Origin of the sequence: Aeromonas mytilicola subsp. aquatica (assembly GCF_044336385.1) — a bacterium.
GTDB lineage: Bacteria > Pseudomonadota > Gammaproteobacteria > Enterobacterales > Aeromonadaceae > Aeromonas > Aeromonas rivipollensis.
In genome coordinates this window covers 3,355,936-3,375,593 of the sequence record NZ_CP172298.1, presented here as the reverse complement: position 1 = coordinate 3,375,593, position 19,658 = coordinate 3,355,936, and the positions used below count along the sequence as shown (strand labels likewise).

Here is a 19,658-nt window from a genome sequence, read left to right as displayed (position 1 = left end):
CAGGGCTGTAGCGTGAATTGACGCTCTCTGCCCCTGGCCCACGGCAGAGTTTTTGCACCATACCGCCAAACTCCTTACTATGTGAAAAAACCGAACATAGCGCGGAGTATCAAGTGGCATTTTTGACCGAATACGGCCTGTTTCTGGCCAAGACCCTCACCCTACTGCTGGCCATAGGCGCCGTCGTCCTGATGGTGGTGAGCAGCCGTCAGCCCAGGGCCCGCAAGGGGGAACTGGTGGTGACGGATCTCTCCCGGGAGCTGGAGCAGGGGCGTCATCAGCTGCAATCGGCCCTGGCCGGCAAGGCCGAGCGCAAGCAGATGGACAAGGCGCGCAAGGCCGAAGAGAAGGCGCGCGCCAAGAGCGAGGACGAGCGTAGCCGGCTCTTTGTGCTCGATTTTCACGGCAGCATGGATGCCAGGGAGGTGGCCTCCCTGCGCGAAGAGGTGAGCGCCGTGATAGGGGTCGCCCGGCCCGGTGACGAGGTGCTGCTGCGTCTCGAGTCCGGCGGCGGCGTGGTGCACGGCTATGGCCTGGCGGCCTCCCAGCTGCAGCGCCTGCGTGACAAGGACATCACGCTGACGGTGGCCATCGACAAGGTGGCGGCGAGCGGCGGTTACATGATGGCCTGCGTGGCGGACAAGATACTGGCGGCGCCCTTTGCCATCGTCGGCTCCATCGGCGTCATTGCCCAGTTGCCGAACTTCAACAAACTCCTGAAAAAGCACGACATCGAGTTCGAGATGCACACCGCGGGCCAGTACAAGCGCACCATCACCATGTTCGGCGAGAACGACGATCTGGGGCGGGAGAAGTTTCGCGAGGAGCTGGGGGCCATCCACGAGCGCTTCAAGGGATTCGTGGCTGAGCACAGACCCGGTCTCGACATCGACAAGGTCACCACGGGGGAGCACTGGCTGGCCAGCCAGGCCAAGCAGCTCGGTCTGGTGGATGCGCTCTGCACCAGCGATGACTACCTGCTGGCCCAGGCCAGCCAACACAAGGTGGTCGGCATCAGCTACCGCAAGCCCAAGAGCCTGACCCAGCGGCTGGGTCAACAGGGGGCCCAGGCGCTGGAAGGCGCCCTCGGTCGCCTCTGGCAGCAGAGTCCCTGGCGCTGAGTCACAGTTCAATGGGTTGAAACAAGAGAGCCGGGCATTGCCCGGCTCTCTGTTTATGCTGATGTCGCGGCTTCGCTGCGAGCGTGTGCTCAGCGCTGGAAGGGGTAGACGGATCCCAGCTTCAGGATCTGGGTCAGCTCGTCCAGGGCGGTGCGGGTCTCCAGCACCAGGGAAGGGTCGCGCAGATCGTCCAGCGCCAGGCTGTCGCGGTAGTGGCGCTCGACCCAGTTGTCCAGACGGGCAAACTGGCTGTCGTTGATGAGGCAGGCCGGGTTGACCGCCGCGAGCTCGGCGTCGTTCATGGCAACCCGCAGTCGCAGGCAGGCGGGGCCGCCGCCGTTGCGCATGCTCTGCTTCACATCCATGAAGTGCACCCCCTTGATGGGCGTGCCCAGGGTCACCAGCTGGGCCAGATAGGCGGCTACCGCCGGATTGTCACGGCACTCGGTGGGGGCGATGATCGCCATCTCGCCGGAGGGCTGGGTCAGGATCTGGGTGTTGAACAGGTAGGATTTCACCGCATCCTGCACCGACACCTCATTGGTCGGCACCTCGATGAAGTGCAGCTCCCCCTCGCCGAACTTGCTGCGCACCTCGGCCAGTGCGGTGGCGGTGTTGAGGAAGGCCTGCTGGTGGAAGAAGAGCACGTTCTGGTTGCCCACCGCTATCACGTCGTTATGGAACACCCCCTGATCGATCACGTCCGGGTTCTGCTGGATGAAGACGGCGCTCTCTTCCCCCAGGCCGTGCAGGCGGGCGATGGCCTGGCTCGCCTCCAGGGTCTGGCGGGCCGGGTAGCGCTTGGGAGCGGGCTGGGAGACGTCGAAGGCGCTGCGACCATAGACGAACAGCTCGACCCCGGCCTCGCCGTAGGCGCGACACAGACGGGTGTGGTTGGCGGCTCCTTCGTCACCGAAGTGATCGTTCTGTGGCAGGTGCTGGTGGTGGCTGAAGTGACGATCGTTGTTGAACACGGCGCGCAGGATGCGGCCAGTCACTTCGGGCTCCAGGGAGCGGTGGAACTTGTTGGTCAGGTTGGCGGGGGTGAAATGGATGCGGCCATCCTGGGTGTCGGCACTCGGCGAGACAGTGGCGGCGTTGGCGGTCCACATGCTGGAGGCGGAGTAACAGGCGGCCAGCACGGCGGGGGCCTGTTTCGCGGCCTGGGCCAGGACGCTGGCATCGTTGCCGGTGAAGCCGAGGCGGCGCAGGGTGGCGAGATCCGGCCGCTCCTGCGGCGCCAGCACCCCTTGCGTCATGCCGAGCTCGGTCAGCGCCTTCATCTTGCGCAGCCCCTGCTTGGCGGCCTCCTTCGGATTGGACGCTTCCTTGGCGTTGCTTTGGGACGCCACATTGCCATAGGAGAGGCCGGCATAGTTGTGGGTGGGGCCGACCAGGCCGTCGAAGTTGACCTCGAAGTGCTTCATGACTACATCCTTTCGATTTTTATATGGGGAGCGGTTCCTTCCGCGCACAAAGCTGCGGCGTGCGGCCATTATAAAGAGATTTCATCCTTTGTAACAAGCTGATAACCAAGGTGGTTTTTTATGTGACGGGGGTGGCTGGATATGTCATTTCCAATCTAAAAAAGGGGGGGATATAGCATAAAAACAAAAAAGCGGTTGCTTCCCGCGCGTCCCCTTCGCATTAATAAATAAAGAAGCAAGGCGGTTCGGGCTGCATGGCAAATTTGTTCACAAGATTGCTTTTTCCCGTCAAATCTCTTATACAGCCCCACAAAACCGCACGCCAACCCCGTCGGGTGCAATGAGGATAATAGTTACAGCATGGGCAAATCACTGGTCATAGTGGAGTCTCCGGCCAAGGCCAAGACCATCAACAAATATTTGGGCAAGGACTACGTGGTGAAATCCAGCGTCGGTCACGTGCGCGATCTGCCGACCAGCGGCAGCGTCAGCACAGAGCCCAAAAAACCTGTCATTCGCGGCATCAAGCTCAGCGAATCCGAGAAGGCGGCCAAGGATCGCAACGCCCTGTTCTCTAGGATGGGGATCAACCCGACCGCAGGCTGGCAGGCCAACTACCAGATTTTGCCCGGCAAGGAGAAAGTGGTCAGCGAGTTGCAGAGTCTGGCCGAGAAGGCCGACACCATCTATCTCGCAACCGACTTGGACAGAGAAGGAGAGGCGATCGCCTGGCACCTGCGGGAGATCATCGGCGGTGATGACAGCCGCTACAAGCGGGTGGTGTTCAACGAGATCACCAAGACCGCGATCCAGGAGGCCTTTGCCCAGCCGTCCGATCTGAACATCCATCGCGTCAACGCCCAGCAGGCTCGTCGCTTCCTCGACCGTGTCGTGGGTTACATGGTCTCTCCGCTCTTGTGGAAGAAGCTGGCTCGCGGTCTCTCCGCCGGCCGGGTGCAGTCCGTCGCGGTGCGCCTCATCGTCGATAAAGAGCGCGAGATCAAGGCCTTCGTGCCGGTGGAGTTCTGGGATCTCAATGCCGATCTGCTGACCGGTGACAAGGCCGATCTGCGGATGGAAGTGGTCAGCCGCAACGGCGTCGACTTCAAGCCGGTGACCCAGGCCGAGACCTTCGCCGCCGTGGCCGCCCTGGAAGGGGTCGACTACAAGGTGGTGAACCGGGAAGACAAGCCGACCGGCTCCAAGCCATCCGCCCCCTTCATCACCTCCACCCTGCAGCAGGCGGCTTCCACCCGACTGAGCTTCGGGGTAAAGAAGACCATGATGATGGCCCAGCGTCTCTACGAAGCGGGTTACATCACCTACATGCGTACCGACTCCACCAACCTCAGCAAAGAGGCGGTCGAGGCGGTGCGCGAATATATCGGCGAGCAGTATGGCGCCGCCTACCTGCCGGCCGAACCGACGCTCTATGGTTCCAAGGCTGGCGCCCAGGAGGCCCACGAGGCGATCCGTCCCTCCAACGTGCTGGTGACTGCCGAGATGCTGGAAGGGATGGAGCCGGACGCCATGCGGCTCTATGACCTCATCTGGCGCCAGTTTGTGGCGTGCCAGATGACCCCGGCCCAGTACGACTCCTCCACCCTGACCGTCAAGGCGGGCGAGTTCGAGCTCAAGGCCCGCGGTCGCACCCTGCGCTTCGCCGGTTGGACCAAGGCCTTGCCGCCCATGGGCCGCAAGGGGGAAGACAGCCAGCTGCCGGCGGTGACCGTCGGCGAGATCCTGAAGCTGGTCAAGCTGGATCCCCGTCAGCACTTCACCAAGCCGCCCGCCCGCTTCACCGAAGCGGCCCTGGTGCGCGAGCTGGAAAAACGCGGCATAGGCCGCCCGTCCACCTACGCCTCCATCATCTCCACCATCGTCGATCGCGGCTATGTGCGGGTCGAGAGTCGCCGCTTCTTCGCCGAGAAGATGGGCGAGATCGTCACCGACCGTCTGGTGGAGAACTTCGTCGAGCTGATGAACTACGAGTTCACCGCCAAGATGGAAGACAAGCTCGATGGCATCGCCGAAGGCAGCCTGGAGTGGAAGAAGGTGCTTGACGCCTTCTACGCCGAGTTTACCCAGGAGCTGGAGCAGGCCGACAAGCCGGCGGAAGAGGGGGGCATGCGTGCCAACCAGATGGTGCTGACCGACATCGATTGCCCGGACTGCGGCCGCAAGATGGGCATTCGTACCGCCACTACCGGGGTCTTCCTCGGCTGCTCCGGTTACGCCCTGCCGCCGAAAGAGCGCTGCAAGAAGACCATCAACCTGGTCAGTGCGGACGAGTTCGTCTCCGCCACCGACGGTGACGAGGCCGAGACCGAGGCGCTGCGCGCCAAGCACCGCTGCGGCGTCTGCGGCACCGCCATGGATGCCTACATCATCGACGACAGCCGCAAGCTGCACGTCTGTGGTCGCAACCCGGACTGCGACGGTTACGAAATCGAGCAGGGTCAGTTCAAGCTCAAGGGCTACGAAGGGCCGAGCATAGAGTGCGATCGCTGCGGCTCCGAGATGCAGCTCAAGAACGGCCGCTTCGGCAAGTACATGGGTTGTACCAACGAGACCTGCAAGAACACCCGCAAGATCCTGAAAAATGGTGACATAGCGCCACCGAAGGAAGATCCGGTGCCGCTGCCCGAGCTCAAGTGCACCCAGTCCGACGCTCACTTCGTGCTGCGTGACGGGGCGGCCGGTCTCTTCCTCGCCGCCAGCAACTTCCCGAAATCCCGTGAGACTCGTGCGCCACTGGTGGAGGAGCTCAAGCGCTTCCGCGACCGGCTGTCGCCCAAGCATCAGTACCTGGCCGACGCCCCGGCGTCAGATCCTGACGGTAACGCATCCGTGGTGCGCTTCAGCCGCAAGAGCAAGGAGCAGTACGTGATGACGGAGGTGAACGGCAAGGCAACAGGCTGGACCGCCCATTACGACAATGGGAAGTGGCAGGAGAGCCTGGCTAAGGCGAAGAAGTCCTGATCGCGTCACCGCTCACATCATGATGAAAGAGGCCCCTTGCGAGGGGCCTTTTTATTGGGAGATGGCGGTATACTGAGAGGGCTGCATGGATGGCAGCACAAGACAGGGAGGTTGTCATGGAGATACATGAAATCCGGCCAGGCATGACCTGCCTGACGCGGGAAGGAACGGCCTATGTGCTGGAGGTGGACAGGCAGAGTCTGCTGGTATTGCTGCAGCGGGAAGACGAGACCATACCGGTGCAGGTACGTTGCGACGACATCCTGGGCCCCCTTGCCAGCGACTAGTGACGGCGCCCCTGACAGGCGCTAGAACGGGATCAGAAAGAGCAGCTCGGCGAGGTCGGGCTGCCACTGCCACTCTCGCATCCTGACCCGCCCCTTGATCACCGGCACCCCCTCTTCCTGCAATCTTCCTATCTGTTCATCGAAACCCGCCGAGCCCTTGGGCAAGGAGATGGTACCGCCTGCGCCCAGCACGCGATGCCAGGGCAGCGTCTTGTCCGTCTCCCGCAGCACTTTCCCCACCAGCCGCGCCCGCCCGGGCAGGCCCGCCAGATCGGCGACCTGGCCATAGCTCACCACGCGGCCGGCCGGGATCAGGGCCAGGATAGCCTCGATGCGTGCCACCTTGTTCAAGGGGGAAGGGGGAGGGGTCATCATCATGTGTTACTCGGCGTGAAACAAAAGCGCCACCATTGTGGCGCTTCCGTGGTCTGGGGGGCAACAGGGGATCCGGCTCAGCCGAAGGTCTGGCTCAGCCCCCTGAGCTCGCTGGCGCGTTTGAGCAGCTCCTGGCTGGAGTTGTCCACCGCCTGGATCTTCTGGCTGTTGGCGCGGGAGTACTGGGAGATCTGGTGGATGTTGCGGCTGATCTCCTCCACCACCGCCTGCTGCTGTTCGGCCGCGGCGGCTATCTGGGTGGAGAACTCGGTCACCTGATCTATCTCCCCCAGCACCAGATGCAGGTTGCCGGACCCCTGGCGCGTCATCAGGGCGCATTCCCGGGTCTGGGCCAGGTTGTCCTGCATCATCCCCTGCCAGCGGCCCAGGGTCTGCTGGATCTGGCGGATGCTGCCCTGGATCTGCTCGGTCGCCTTGTGGGTGCGGGTGGACAGGGTGCGCACCTCGTCCGCCACCACCGCAAAGCCACGTCCCTGCTCGCCGGCCCGGGCCGCCTCGATGGCGGCGTTGAGGGCCAGCAGGTTGGTCTGCTCGGCGATGCCCTGGATCTCGCCCATGACGCTGCCGATCCGCTCGGATTCGTTCGCCAGCTCGACGGCGGAGTGGAAGGCATGCTCCGCCTGCCTGGCCAGCAGCTCCATCTGCTGCTCGGTCTGATCCAGCTGCTGCACCGTATGCTGGCAACTGCTGCGTGCCTCTGTCACCTGGCTGTTGGTGTCCTGGATGTTGCGCGCTATCTCGTGGGCCGTGCTGGCCATCTGGGTCATGGCGGCGGCCATCTGCTGGGTCTGGGCGTCCTGCTCGTTGATGTCGAGGAAGGCTTGATGGGAAGAGTCCTGCAGGTCGGTCGCCAGGGTCTGCAGGGGATGGGTGGCGTCGTTGACCCGACCCAGCACGGTACGAATGCGGGCCTGCAGCATCTTGAGATGGAAATCGGCGATGGCGCCCGGGGCGTCCCCCGAGTAGACCAGCCGGGTCAGGCTGTCATATTGCTGGCCGAGCCGCTTGAGGTAGCGTGGCAGCGAGATGAGCTCGCGCCAGTAAGCGCCGGCGACGGCCAGCAGGGGCAGCAGCATCAGCAGCACCGTCAGGGCTCCCTGAGAGAAGGCCGCCCAGCCAAAGAGCCCCAGCATCAGCAGGCCGAGCAGCAGGGGTCTGGCACTGTGCAGGGAGGGCAGCTTGCTGGCACCGCCCTGTTCGGCCTTGAGCAGGGCCTGATAGGCCTGGGCGGCAACCTGCTTGAGCTGGGGTTCGGGCTTGCAGCGCACCGACTGGTAGCCGCTTATCTTGCCGTTCTCGTAGATGGGGGTCACATAGGCGTCGACCCAGTAATAGCGGCCATCCTTGCAGCGGTTCTTGACCATGCCACGCCAGGGGTTGCCCTCCTTGAGGCGATCCCAGAGGTCGGCGAAGGCGGCCTTGGGCATGTCGGGGTGACGCACCAGGTTGTGGTTGTGTCCGACCAGTTCATCGACATGGTAGCCGGCGATGCGGCAGAAGGCGGGGTTGGCGTAGGTGATGACGCCGCGCAGATCCGTGGTGGAGACGAGTTGCACGTCGGCGGGGAACTCAACTTCACTGTCCTGGATCTGGACGTGTTTGCGGGCCATAAGGATAAGCTCCGATGCGTTGCTGGTTGTTATTGTGGTTGAACCGGATGCAGGCCCGGGCGCAGTGCGTCTTGCCCGGCCTCATCGGGGGCCTTATTTTGCCAATAAAGGCGGAGTAAAAGTAGGGGCTAGGTTGGATTTTTGTTGTTTGGTGGTAAAAAAATGGCGACCAAAAGGTCGCCAAAAAGAGAAAGATAACACTACCTCTGTGGCACCCGGTAACGCACCTGTAACTGATCGAGGATCTGCAGCTGGCCGGGCAGGCGGGCGGCGAAGTGATCCCAGGCCTTGCGGGCGGGGTCGCTCCAGGCCACCTCGGCCGTGGCGAGCATGCGCGGGAACAACATGTAGTCGAGACGATCGCGAGAGGTGATCAGTTCCGACCACAAGGGGCTCAGCACCCCCAGGATGTTATCGTTGGCATGGAAATCGGCCGGTGCAGGATCGCATAGGTAGACCTGCTCCAGATTGAGGGTCCCCGCCCAGTAGAGGCCGGGTTCATGGATGTCCGGGCTCCAGGCGAGATCCAGATAGAGGGACTGGGCCGGGGCCATCACCACGGGGTAGCCCGCGGAGGCGGCATCCAGCCCTGCCTGGAAGCTGGTCCAGGCGAAGATGGTGGCGTCCCGGCTCACCTTGTCCCCGTGCAGTATCTCCTCCCAGCCCAGCATCTGCTTGCCCCTGGCCGCCAGGTATTGCTGGCAGTGGCGCAGCAGGTGGCCCTGCAGCTCCCGACAATCGGTATAGCCCTGCTCTGCCATCAACTGCTGACAGGCGGGGCTGTCGGTCCAGACCCCGGTCGGCACCTCGTCCCCCCCCATGTGCACCTGAGTGCCGGGGAAGAGCGCGCACACCTCGTCGATCACCGCCTCCAGGAAGCGATAGGTGCCGGGCAGGGCCGGGTTGAGCACGTTGTCGTCAAAATATTGCACCGAGAGGTAGCGGGAGCTGTCCGCCTCTTCCCGCAGTAGCTCGGGCAGCGCCTTGATGGCCGCGTGGCAATGACCCGGGATGTCTATCTCCGGGATGATGGTGATGCCGAGCCCGGCGGCATAGGCCACCAGCTCGCGCACCTCGCTCTGGGTGTAGTAGCCGCCATAAGGATCGGGGCCGCCGCTGAGCTGGGGGCCGACCGCCAGGCCATGTCCCCGCCAGGCCGCCACTTCGGTCAGCCGGGGGAAGGCCTTGATCTCGAGGCGCCAGCCCTCGTCATCGGTCAGGTGCCAGTGGAAGCGGTTGAACTTGTAGAGGCTCATCTGCTTGAGCAGGCGCTTGAGGGTGGCGATGGAGTGAAAGTGGCGGGCGCAGTCGAGGAAGATGCCACGAAAACCGAACCTGGGCGCGTCCTCCACCTCGAGGCAGGGCAGGCTCTCCCCGTGTTGCAGGGCCCACTGGGCCAGGGTCACCAGACCGTGGCGCCAGCCCGCCTCGCCGGCGGCCCGGATGCGGATCTCCTCTGTGGTGATGACGAGTTGGTAAGCCTCCTGAGGGAGGGGGGCCTCGACCAGGTGGATCTCGGCGTCGTGATCCTGGGTCAGGGCGAGCCCCGTCAGCTCGTTGAAATGGGCCAGCAGGGGGGCCAGGGAGACAGGGCCGCTGACATGGGCCCGCTCGGCCAGGCGGAAGTTGCCCTCCGGCAGCCGCAGCTGAGCCGGTTGGGGCACTATGCCGTTGGCGGGCTCCACCTCGGGTAGATCGGGGGCCGCGGCCGGGCTCGGCGGCAGGCCGAGATCCTGGCCCGCCTGCACCAGGGGTTGCAGCTGCGGCTGGGCGCCTTCGTCCGTCAGGCTGAGGAAGAAGCCCTGAGGCAGATCGGAGTAGCGCTTGATGGGGGTGTTGCGGCAGCAAAAACGCAGCTCGCTGACCCCCTCATGGGGCACCAGCACCTTGTAGCTGCCGCTCTGGCGCGCCAGGGATCCCCCCTCCACCGACTGGGGATCTATGTGGCGGGCCAGGCAGAAGTGCAGCTTCCAGGGGCTGGCCGGGAGCTGGCTCAGGGTGAAGCGGAACCAGACGTCTTCACCGTCGCGACGGTCGATCTGGGTATGGATCAGGGGTGCAGACATGGGTATTCCTCTGATTGGGCGAACAGTGTGGTGCCCTCTTTGGCGCAGGCTTCACGCCGGGCAGGGCTCAGGGGGGCAGAGATAGATAGGCCTCTGGCTGGGCGAACAGCGCTCAGGGATGCAGGCATGGGTAGGCCTCCGACTGGGCAAACAGGATGGCGCCTTCCAGCGCATCGGCCTGCGGGGGCACCAGGTTGAGGTGCCCCAGGCGAGGGGCCAGGCGCATGCCGACGCCTCCCAGCAGGGCGATGCGGTCGGCTCCCAGCAGTCCCATGCCCTCCAGCAGGGTCTGCAACTGGGCGCAGGTTTCGTCCAGCAGCTGGTTGGCGAGCTCGTCTCCGTCGCTGGCGGCGTCGAACACCCAGGGGGCGAAGCGGCCATAGTCGGCGGGAATGGCGCGGGCTGCCCAGCGCACCACCTCGGCCTGATCCCGCTTGAAGTGATCGAGCAGGCGCACGGCGAGCAGGCTGGGGGGCAGGATGCCGTCGTGGCAGAGCAGGGATTGCTGGATGGCGCGCAGCCCCAGCCAGGCGCCGCTGCCCAGATCCGAGATGGGGAAGCCGCGCCCCGAGCAGCTATGGAGCTGACCATGGCGGTAGATGAGCCCGGCGGACCCTGTGCCGGCGATGAGGATGGCCCCCTCCCGGCCACCAAAGGCGCCGAGGCAGGCACCGAAGGCGTCGGAGGTGAGCCGCACGCTCGCGAAGGGGAAGGGCATCTTAAGCAGGGCGTGGTAGCAGTCGGCCAGCTCGGCGGAGGCCAGCGCCAGCCCCACCCCCATCCGCTGTTCGCACTCGATGCCAAGCCCGGCGGCCAGCCGGGCGCTGGCGATGGCCGCCAGCACATTGGCGTGAGCAACCTCTATGCCGAGCTCCAGGTTGGAGCCCGCGGCGCGCCCCTCTCCCAGCACTCTGCCCCCCTTGTCCCGAATGCGGGCGCGGGTGTGAGTCCCCCCGCCATCGACCCCGACCCAGAACTCAATCATGACGAGCCCCCGGCGCACTCTGCCAGCTGATGGCCAGGGCAAACCAGGCTGAATGATTGGAGGATCCACTGCTCTCTCCTGCGCCAATGATGTCCGAGCCGATCCTTGTGCGTCTCAATCATGACGAGCCTCCGGCGCACTCTGCCAGCTGATGGCCAGGGCGAACCAGGCTGCGTGGGGGATCCACTGCTCCCCCCAGCGCCAGTTCTGATCCAGCCGATCCCTGTACGCCTCGGGAATGAAGGCCACCTCAGCCTCGTCATCGAACCCTGAGGTGATGCCGTTGCAGATGCCGCCGAGGGCATTGGGATAACCGGCGGTATAGCTCGGGTTGTTGATGCCGTGCCCCGCCAGCATGCAGGCGTTGAAGGGGTTTTGCCCGAGGATCCAGTCGAGCTGGCGCTGGCCGAACGTTATCAGGAGTGGGCTCTGCTGGGGGAAGTGGCGAGCCGCGGCGAAGGCCATGGCGGCCAGGGAGGCCAGCCGGGCGTTTTCACCCTGCCACCAGTAACCGGATTCATTGTGGTGGGGCATAAAGAAGCTGATGCGGGGGTCTTCGTCGACCCCTTTCACATACTGGCAAGCCAGGGCGAAGGGGTTGCCCGCCCGGGCGGCGAGGGCCAGCTCGGCGGCCAGCGCCTGCTGTACCACTGCATTCACCCTAGCGCGGCGATCCTGATCCGGCTCGACCCCCAGGTACTCCAGCAGGGCCAGCACCGGCAGACCCGCCTCGGCGGCGTGATAGTAGGGGCGCGAGCCGTCGTCGTTGGCACTCCAGTAGTGGCCGAACTCGGGGTGGGGGCGCTGGCGGGCGCAGAGCCTGCCGGCCCTCTCCCTTGCCTCCCCTAGCCAGTCGCGGCCAAGGGTCTGGGTTAGTTCTACCGCAGCCAGTAGGGCGCAATAGTCGTCGATGATGTTCTCGAGGCCGTCGTCCAGGTAGGCGAGGTTGTGCTCGCGCAGGTGCAGGTAGCCGCGCCTGGCCGCCTCGGCATAGTGGCTGGTATCGAAGTCGCCGCCGGACTGCTCGCGGGCGGCCCGGGCCAGGGCGGCAATGGCCATGCCGCCCCCTTGGCGAAAGCCCGCCTGCCAGTCGTTGGACTTGAGCCCCTGCTGGGTGGCGTAGGCGCACAGCTCGCGCTGCTCGGGATCCTTGCTCCACTTGTCGAACAGTGTCATGTAGAAGAAGCCGCTCTCATCTTGCATCCGGCAGAGAAAATCCGCCCCGTGCTGCCCCTCGTCACCGAGCCGCTTGCAGAGGTTCAGCCCGTCGATGTCGCGGCGCGTCGCCAGGAGCGCCCGGCTCTTGAGCAGGCTCCACACCACCAGGGGGGTCTGCTGGGGGTTGAGGTAGTTGGCGTAGGAGAGGTGGCTCAGGTATTTGCTCATGTCGCCGCTGGCATCGAACCAGCCGCCGTGCACATCCTTGCGCTGGTCGGTGCCAAACAGGCGGGCGCTGCGGTCGGCTCTATCGAAGGCGCCGCTGGCACGCTGGCCCTTGAAGTAGTGAATGACATCGGAGAGGCAACGGCCGATCAGCAGATCCTGGCCTATGGCGAAGCGGGTGGAGCGGACTATGCCCTGTGCTGTGATCGCCTCCAGCCGGTAGTGGCCGGGCTCCTTGAAGGCGCTGAAGTCGGCACGCCAGTAGGCGCGTCCCTGCCAGCCTGGCACCTGGCCTGCGGCCTGGAGAGGAACCTCCAGCAGCAGGCGGTCATCATGCAGGCGCCGCAGTCGCACCAGGCCGCTTATTTCCACGTTGGCGTCGGTCTGCAGCAGGGCAATCTTGTGTCCGTCACAATCGTAACCCACCTGATTGATCAAGAGTTCCATCCAGCTTTACTCCCTGGTCTGGGGCAATGAAGGGGCCTCGCGAGGAGGCCCGGGTGAAGGTGTCGCGGGCCGGTAAAGCCGCCCCCGGCGTGGGGGGCTGGCTTATTCGTGCAGGTAGCAGCGCACGAAGTGGTTGTCGGCAAGCTTGGTCACCGGCGGCAGGCTCTCCTTGCAGCGAGCCATTGCCTGATGGCAGCGACCGGCGAAGGGGCAGCCCCGGGATTCCGGGGTCCAGAGCGGGATTTCCCCCTTGCGGCCCCCCTCCAGCTCGGCATGGATGCTCTTCTCGGGATCCGGCACCGCCGAGATGAGCAACTGGGTATAGGGGTGCTGGGGGTGGTGCAGTATCTCGTCCACCTCGCCCCACTCCACCATGTGCCCCACGTACATGACCGCGAGATCTTCCGCCACGTAGCGGGCGGTGGCGATGTCGTGGGTGATGTAGAGCATGGAGACGCCGAGCTCGTTCTTCATCTGCTCCATCAGGTTGAGGATGCCGATGCGAATGGAGACGTCGAGCATGGAGGTGGGCTCGTCCGCCAGCACCACTTCCGCCTCCACCGCCAGGTTGCGGGCTATGTTGACCCGCTGGCGCTGGCCGCCGGAGAGCTGGTGCGGATACTTGGCCGCCGTCGCCTTGGCCGGGGTCAGCCCCACTTTTTCCAGCAGGGCATAGACCATGTCCGGCAGATCTTTCTTGTCGAGCACCTTGCTGTGCAGCAGCAGGGGGCGGGCTATGTGGTGGTAGATGGTGTGGGTCGGATTGAGCGAACCGAACGGGTCTTGCCATACCATCTGCACGCTCTGGCGATAGTCCAGCAGGGCAGTGCCCTTGTTGAACTCCTCCAGATCCCGGCCCCGGTAGAGGATGCGGCCGTTGGAGAGCTTGTACATCTTGGCGATGATCTTGGCGATGGTGCTCTTGCCGGAGCCCGACTCCCCCACCACCGCCAGGGCGCGGCCCCGGTGCAGGTTGAAGGTGATGTCGGAGAGGGCCCGCATCTTGCCGCTCTTGATGGCATTGGAGTTGACGGCGAAGTCCTTGTAGAGATGCTGGACCTCGATGATGGGCGCGTCGGTTTGGGCGATTTGCATGACAGACATCCTTAACAGCCAGCGGCCTTGTCCAGATAGATGGGGTGGTCCAGTTGTTCCTCGGCCGAGTCATAGAGGTGGCAGGCGGCCTGCTGCCCGGGCCGGATCTCGGCGAGGGCGGTATATTCCTGACGGCAGCGATCGTGCACCTTGCCGCAGCGGGCCTGGAAGCGGCAGCCGACCGGCACCTCCAGCAGGTTGAGCGGGGTGCCGGGGATCCCCTCCAGCACGGTTTTCGGGCCGTGCAGGGGCGGGAAGGAGTTGCCGAGCCCTTTGGTATAGGGGTGCAGGGGCGCGGTCAGTATCGCCTTGGCCGGCGCCACCTCCACCAGTTCGCCGGCATACATGATGCCGATGCGATCGCAGAACTCGACCATGAGCGAGAGGTCGTGGGTGATGAAGAGAATGGAGAAGTTGAACTTCGCCTTGAGGGCGTAGACCTTCTGCAGTATCTCCCGCTGCACCACCACATCCAGCGCCGTGGTGGGCTCATCCATGATCAGGAGCTCGGGGTTGAGGGCCATGGCGATGGCGATCACCAGCCGCTGGCGCATGCCGCCGGAGAACTGGTGCGGATAGTCCTTGAGCCGGCTCGGGTGGATGTCGACTATCTCCAGCAGCTCCTGGGCGCGCTTGATCGCCTCGTAGCGGGTCATGCCGGGGTTGTGGGCCAGCAGCACGTCACAGAACTGCTCCTCCATGCGCAGCACCGGGTTCAAGGCATTCATGGCGGACTGGAACACCACGCTCGCCTGGCGCCAGCGGTAGCTGCGCAGCCGCTCGTCGTCGAAACCGAGGATGTTCTCCCCCTTGAACAGGATCTCGCCGCCGCTGATGTAGGCGGGCGGCTTGTGCAGCCGGGCCACCGAGAAGGCGACCGTGGACTTGCCGCAGCCGGACTCGCCGGCGAGGCCGAAGACTTCGCCTGGGGCTATGTCAAAGCTGACCGAGTTGACGGCGCGCACGTCGCCGCTCTCTGTGATGTAGTCGACGCAGAGCTGGCGCACCGACAGCAGGGGTTGTTGCGAGCTCATGCTGTCTTCTCCTGGGCTGCGATGGGGGTGACGGGGGCGGCCAGCTGTTTCCAGCGGCGCAGACCCTTGTGAGAGCGCAGTTGCGGGTTGGCGATTTCGTCGATGGCGAAGTTGAGCATGGCCAGACCCGCCCCCAGGGTGGCGATGGCGAAGCAGGGGGCCAGGATCTCCCACCAGGCGCCTACCAGGATGGCGCTGGAGGTCTGGGCGTTGTAGAGCATGATGCCCCAGCTGACCACGGTCGGATCGCCGAGCCCCAGGAACTCCAGGGTCGCCTCGGTGACGATGGCGTAGATGATGGAGCCGATGAAGCTCACCCCTATGATGGAGATGAGATTGGGCAGTATCTCCACCAGTATGATGCGCCAGGCCGGCTCCCCCAGCACTTCGGCGGCGATGACGAACTCTTTCTCCCGCAGCGCCAGGGTCTGGGCACGGATGACGCGCGCGCCATAGGCCCAGGAGGTAAAGCCTATGATGAGCGCAATCACCGTCGGTGACGCCTCCCCGATAAAGCTTGCCAATACCAGCAGCAGGGGGAGGTTGGGGATCACCAGCACCACGTTCATCAGGAAGGTGAGACACTCATCCACCACGCCGCCGAAGTAACCGGCTGTGATGCCGATGCCGATGGCGAGGGCGCAGACCAGCAGTCCTGCCCCGAAGCCCACCATGAGGGAGATGCGGGCGCCGCTGGTGAACTGGGCCCAGAGATCGTGGCCCATGCGGTTGGAGCCCATCACCAGCTCCACGCTGGGGGGCTGGTGCGGGCGGGCGACCCGTTTGGTGGGTTCATTGCTGGCGAGCAGCGGGGCAAAGAGGGCCATCAGCACGAAGGTGACCACGATGGCGAGGCCGAAGGCGGCCTTCTTGTTGCCCAGCAGGATTTTCAAAATAGTCGGCATACGCATCTTATTTGCCTCCTGTACGCAGACGGGGATCCAGGAAGACATAGAGCACGTCCGCCAGGAAGTTGAAGCTGAGCATGGTGATGGTCATGATGAGCAGTTGCCCCTGAATGAGCGGGTAGTCGCGGGCCAGTATGCCCTGGTAGAGAGTGAGCCCGAGGCCCGGGTAGTTGAAGATCACCTCGGTGATGAGGGAGCCGCCGATGACGAAGCCGAGCGCCATGGAGAGGGCGGTGACGCTGGGCAGCACGGCGTTGCGGGCGCCGTAGTTGAAGATGACCCTGTTGCTGGAGAGCCCCTTGGCCTTGGCCATGGTGATGTAGTCCTCGCCGAGCAGGTTGATCATGTTGTTGCGCATGGTGATGAGGAAGCCCCCCACCTGCACCATGGCCAGGGTGCCCACCGGCATGATGGCGTGCAGCATGATGCTCTTGATGTGTTCCCAGCCGAAATCGGCGGGGATCTCCGGGCTGTAGGCGTAGCCGATGGGCAGCCAGCCGAGACTGACTCCGAACAGGAAGAGGGCGAGCAGGGAGACCACCACGGGCGGAATGGCCTGCATCACCAGGGTGAGCGGGGAGAGGATGCTGTCCATGCGTCCCCCCCGGTACCAGGCGGCGAAGATACCGACGATGGAGCCGATGGAGAAGCTCAGTATGGTGGAGGTGCCCACCAGGAACAGGGTCCAGCCGATGGCGCGGCCGAGCACGTCGGCGACCGGTTGGGGGTAGTAGCGCACCGAGGTGCCGAGATCCCAGGTGAAGACACTCTTCACATAGGCGAGAAACTGGGTGGTGATGGGACCGTCAACGAACCCGAAGGTGGCCTTGAGGGCTTCGAGGGCGGCAGGTTCCATCATGGCGCCGGCCCGGGCGAACATGACGGAGACGGGATCTCCGGGCATGGCTCTGGGCAGCAGGAAGTTGATGGTGGCGGCCACCAGGAAGGCGACCAGATAGAAGGAGAAGCGTCTTAGTATAAATCCCATGGTGATACCTTTTACTGCAAGCCTGCCCCGCGCCGGGCAAAGCTCCCCCAACCCCGTAGGATTCGGGGGATGGAAGACATGGCGGGGAAAAAGGCCCCCCGCAGGGGGCCGAGGTGATTAGCTGTTTGGCTTGAGTGACAACACGTGCAGCAGACGTTCCGGGGTGTCCGGGTGTACCTGCGGCTTGGCGACCGGGTTGTCGGCACTGAACCAGCCATTGAAGCGCTTGGTGCTGTATTCGTACCAGGTCGGGTTGTTGAACACAGGGATTATGGTCTGGTTGGCACCGACGCGTTCCTGGATGGCAAACATGATCTCCTTCTGCTTAGCCGCATCGGCGGTCTGGGTGAAGTCATCGATCAGCTTGTCGAGCTCGGGATCCTTGTAACGGGGCGCCGCGAAGCGGTTGCCGCGCTCACCCATGTTGCGAGAGTGGAAGGCGGTCTCGAAGTACTTGTGCGGGTTGGCACCGGCAAAGTAACCCTGCAGGGCGACGTCGAAGTCACCTGTGATCAGGTTCTCGGTCCAGACGGTGGCTTCCGGGGTGGAGGTCTTGGCGTTCAGGCCCAGGGCCTGCAGCCCTTCCACACCGATCTGGACTGTGTTGACCCAGTCGGTCCAGCCGTTCGGTACCAGCACCTTGAACTCGATCTTCTTGCAGCTCGGGGTGTCGAGGAACTTGTCGCCGTCACAGTCCTTGTAGCCCGCTTCCTTCAGCAGAGCCTTGGCACCTTCCAGGTCGAACTTGTTGTATTTGCCGTATTTCTTCTCGACGTCCGGGTTGTCCCAGGAGGCGAATGCCTTGCCCAGACCAGAGGGGTATTCGTTGACGGTCGGGTAGCCGTAGCCCGCGATGTCCACCATGGACTGGCGGTCCATCGCCATGGAGAAGGCGCGGCGGAAGTTGATGTCGTTGAAGGCTTCGTTATTGCCCGGGTTCTTGCTCTGGAAGTTGACGTTGAACGCCACTGTGCCGGAGGCGGGGAACCAGTACTTGTTGTTCTTGGGATCGTTGCCGACGTAGAGGCGCTCGATGTCCGGCACGAAGGAGCCGAACCAGTCCACGTCACCCTTCATCACAGCAGCCAGTACCTGGTCGTTGGTGGCCATCTGCGGCATGCGCAGGCAGTCGATGGCGAGGTTGGCGTTGTCCCAGTAGTGCGGGTTGCGGCACTGGGTATAGAGCTGAGCGGAGAAGTTGTCCACTTCGGTGAAGGGACCTGTGCCGACCGGCTTGTCGTTGGTGAAGGCAACCGGGTCTTTTACCGACTTCCACTGATGCTCGGGGACTATGGGCACCAGCACCAGGTCGTTCACCACGTTGGTGTTGACCTCGGCCAGGTCGAATTTGACCTTGTGTTCACCCAGCTTCTCGACACCCTTGATCTGAGTCCAGATGGAGCGCTCATCCAGCGCCTTGTTGGCCTTGACCAGGTTGAAGGAGAAGAGGATGTCGTCGGCGGTGAAGGCTTCACCATCGGACCACTTGACCCCTTCGCGCAGGTCAAAGGTAACCGACTTCAGGTCATCGCTGAAGGCGTAGTTGGTGGCCAGACGATAGACGGGTTTGCCACCCTGCATATCGTTGAAGATCACCAGCGGCTCGTAGATGAAGTGACGGGTGGTGTGCAGCAGACCGGCCTGCAGGAAGGGGTTGAAGTTCTTGACCCATGCGGTCTCCTGTTGCGCGACCAGGGTCAGCACCGTCTTGTTCTCGGCGGCCATGGCGGTGCCGGCGGCACCTAGCATCAGGGTTCCCAGCATGACTGAGGTAGCGATTTTGGATACTTTGGCAAGCATATTTTTTCCTTTCTTATTGGTCTTCCATGGTTTTGGAATGGAGCACCGGATCCCATGCTTGGATGCCGGCCCTCAATGTTGGTCAGGTTTTGCACCCTTGTAGTTGTGTCATCCAACGCCCTTAGAAAAGCAGAGTTAACAGGAAAACAACAACTCTTCATTTCGTCGATATCGTAAAAACTCGGACTCTCTCGTCATTATCGTCAAACTCTATTTTTAATCCTTTTAAATTATACGCTTGCATTAATTCTCACAAAGTACCAAGTCATCCTTTATGACAATTCAAAGACGATAGTGTGAGGTGGATCGTGCTCGTTTTTGCTCCCCCTCAGTGGCTTTTTTTTGAGCTTGAAACAAGCGAACTGGGGGGCGGGGCAGAACTGTGCGCTGGCTCACTAAGAGGCATCTCCCGGTGAGTCGGGTGATGATGGGGGGCGTCCTGTTTGCGCAAGGACCCGGCGCCGGCTGCCAAGGGATTTTTGTGTTGGCTGATTAGGGGCATTAAAAAAGCCAGTCAGCATTCACTGACTGGCTTCGGGCGCCACATCCGTTAGCGGATTACTTGACCAGGCGGGCCCACAGATCGTACTCGTCCGCCTCGTCGATGTGGACCTCGTCCACGCCGTAGGCGGAGGTGTCCTGGGAGATGACCAGGATCTCCTTCACGCCGGCCTCTTTCAGGCGCTTGGCCTCGGCCAGTACCTCGCCGATGGCTTCCAGCGACTCCTGTACCGCACTGTCGATGAAGCCGCAGGTGTTGACCACCACCACCTCCGCATCGTCATAGCTGGGTACCTCTGAGCCGGGTGGGCCAGGCCAACGAGAAGCTGGTCTTCAGCTTTGCCGTGGTGGGTCAGGGGTCCGACATCCATGTCACCACGGGCAACTGGAATTTCGTGTTCGGTGACAATATCCAGGCGATCCTGGACACCAATCTGGGCTCCCTATTCGGGATCCTGACCCAGGAGTTCACCTCGACCGGGCAGGCCAAGACCGCCTTTACCTTCACCCCGGCCGATCTGCCGCGCCAGCTGCAGAACCGGTTGCTGGGTCATGGCGGGAAAGTACGCCTTGGCTCCCGATCCCTTCCACTCCCCGGCTGGTTATGATATCCATTCGATAACCTTGT

Annotated in this window: 15 protein-coding genes and 1 pseudogene; 4 read left to right on the top strand and 12 right to left on the bottom strand. The window is 63.4% G+C overall.

Features of this window, described 5'->3' with window-relative positions:
- Positions 1-113: 113 nt before the first annotated feature.
- Positions 114-1,121: a protease SohB gene (gene sohB / locus ACFWHB_RS15390; RefSeq protein WP_106887494.1), complete on the top strand. Its 1,008-nt coding sequence runs from the start codon at positions 114-116 to the stop codon at positions 1,119-1,121.
- Between the two features lie 89 nt (positions 1,122-1,210).
- Here sohB and astB read toward each other — a convergent pair whose 3' ends face one another.
- On the bottom strand, positions 1,211-2,548 hold the full coding sequence (gene astB / locus ACFWHB_RS15385; RefSeq protein ID WP_395948791.1) for an N-succinylarginine dihydrolase: 1,338 nt from the start codon (positions 2,546-2,548) through the stop codon (positions 1,211-1,213).
- A gap of 360 nt (positions 2,549-2,908) precedes the next feature.
- Between astB and topA the strand changes: the two genes are divergently transcribed.
- The gene (gene topA, locus ACFWHB_RS15380) at positions 2,909-5,530 is read left to right on the top strand and encodes a type I DNA topoisomerase (RefSeq protein WP_395948790.1); all 2,622 of its coding nucleotides are present in this window, start codon (positions 2,909-2,911) and stop codon (positions 5,528-5,530) included.
- A 116-nt stretch (positions 5,531-5,646) separates the two neighbouring features.
- Positions 5,647-5,817, top strand: a complete 171-nt coding sequence (locus ACFWHB_RS15375; RefSeq protein ID WP_162852227.1) for a hypothetical protein — start codon at positions 5,647-5,649, stop codon at positions 5,815-5,817.
- A gap of 21 nt (positions 5,818-5,838) precedes the next feature.
- Here ACFWHB_RS15375 and ACFWHB_RS15370 read toward each other — a convergent pair whose 3' ends face one another.
- The 11 genes and pseudogenes from ACFWHB_RS15370 to ACFWHB_RS15320 form a co-directional block, all read right to left on the bottom strand.
- A complete protein-coding gene (locus ACFWHB_RS15370; RefSeq protein WP_106887491.1) occupies positions 5,839-6,195 on the bottom strand; it encodes an MGMT family protein in 357 nt (118 codons plus the stop codon).
- Positions 6,196-6,269: 74 nt separating this feature from the next.
- The gene (locus ACFWHB_RS15365; RefSeq protein ID WP_111910285.1) at positions 6,270-7,823 is read right to left on the bottom strand and encodes a methyl-accepting chemotaxis protein; all 1,554 of its coding nucleotides are present in this window, start codon (positions 7,821-7,823) and stop codon (positions 6,270-6,272) included.
- Between the two features lie 200 nt (positions 7,824-8,023).
- Positions 8,024-9,889 carry a beta-N-acetylhexosaminidase gene (locus tag ACFWHB_RS15360; RefSeq protein WP_139744782.1) on the bottom strand — a complete coding sequence of 622 codons (1,866 nt, stop codon included), beginning with the start codon at positions 9,887-9,889 and terminating at the stop codon, positions 8,024-8,026.
- A gap of 112 nt (positions 9,890-10,001) precedes the next feature.
- The gene (locus tag ACFWHB_RS15355) at positions 10,002-10,874 is read right to left on the bottom strand and encodes a BadF/BadG/BcrA/BcrD ATPase family protein (RefSeq protein WP_290030693.1); all 873 of its coding nucleotides are present in this window, start codon (positions 10,872-10,874) and stop codon (positions 10,002-10,004) included.
- Between the two features lie 114 nt (positions 10,875-10,988).
- Positions 10,989-12,704: a glycoside hydrolase family 9 protein gene (locus tag ACFWHB_RS15350; protein WP_290030692.1), complete on the bottom strand. Its 1,716-nt coding sequence runs from the start codon at positions 12,702-12,704 to the stop codon at positions 10,989-10,991.
- Between the two features lie 102 nt (positions 12,705-12,806).
- Positions 12,807-13,799 carry an ABC transporter ATP-binding protein gene (locus ACFWHB_RS15345; protein WP_111910281.1) on the bottom strand — a complete coding sequence of 331 codons (993 nt, stop codon included), beginning with the start codon at positions 13,797-13,799 and terminating at the stop codon, positions 12,807-12,809.
- Between the two features lie 11 nt (positions 13,800-13,810).
- Positions 13,811-14,833: an ABC transporter ATP-binding protein gene (locus ACFWHB_RS15340; RefSeq protein WP_005331243.1), complete on the bottom strand. Its 1,023-nt coding sequence runs from the start codon at positions 14,831-14,833 to the stop codon at positions 13,811-13,813.
- A complete protein-coding gene (locus tag ACFWHB_RS15335) occupies positions 14,830-15,744 on the bottom strand; it encodes an ABC transporter permease (RefSeq protein WP_111910280.1) in 915 nt (304 codons plus the stop codon). The genes ACFWHB_RS15340 and ACFWHB_RS15335 overlap by 4 nt, the downstream gene beginning before the upstream one ends.
- A gap of 1 nt (position 15,745) precedes the next feature.
- Positions 15,746-16,729: an ABC transporter permease gene (locus ACFWHB_RS15330; protein WP_042648440.1), complete on the bottom strand. Its 984-nt coding sequence runs from the start codon at positions 16,727-16,729 to the stop codon at positions 15,746-15,748.
- 117 nt (positions 16,730-16,846) lie between these two features.
- Positions 16,847-18,529, bottom strand: a complete 1,683-nt coding sequence (locus tag ACFWHB_RS15325; RefSeq protein WP_106887484.1) for an ABC transporter substrate-binding protein — start codon at positions 18,527-18,529, stop codon at positions 16,847-16,849.
- A 567-nt stretch (positions 18,530-19,096) separates the two neighbouring features.
- Positions 19,097-19,324: pseudogene (locus tag ACFWHB_RS15320) on the bottom strand (hypothetical protein); the annotation flags it as partial.
- 11 nt (positions 19,325-19,335) lie between these two features.
- Between ACFWHB_RS15320 and ACFWHB_RS15315 the strand changes: the two are divergent.
- A complete protein-coding gene (locus ACFWHB_RS15315) occupies positions 19,336-19,638 on the top strand; it encodes a hypothetical protein (RefSeq protein WP_111910279.1) in 303 nt (100 codons plus the stop codon).
- The last annotated feature ends 20 nt before the right edge of the window (positions 19,639-19,658 follow it).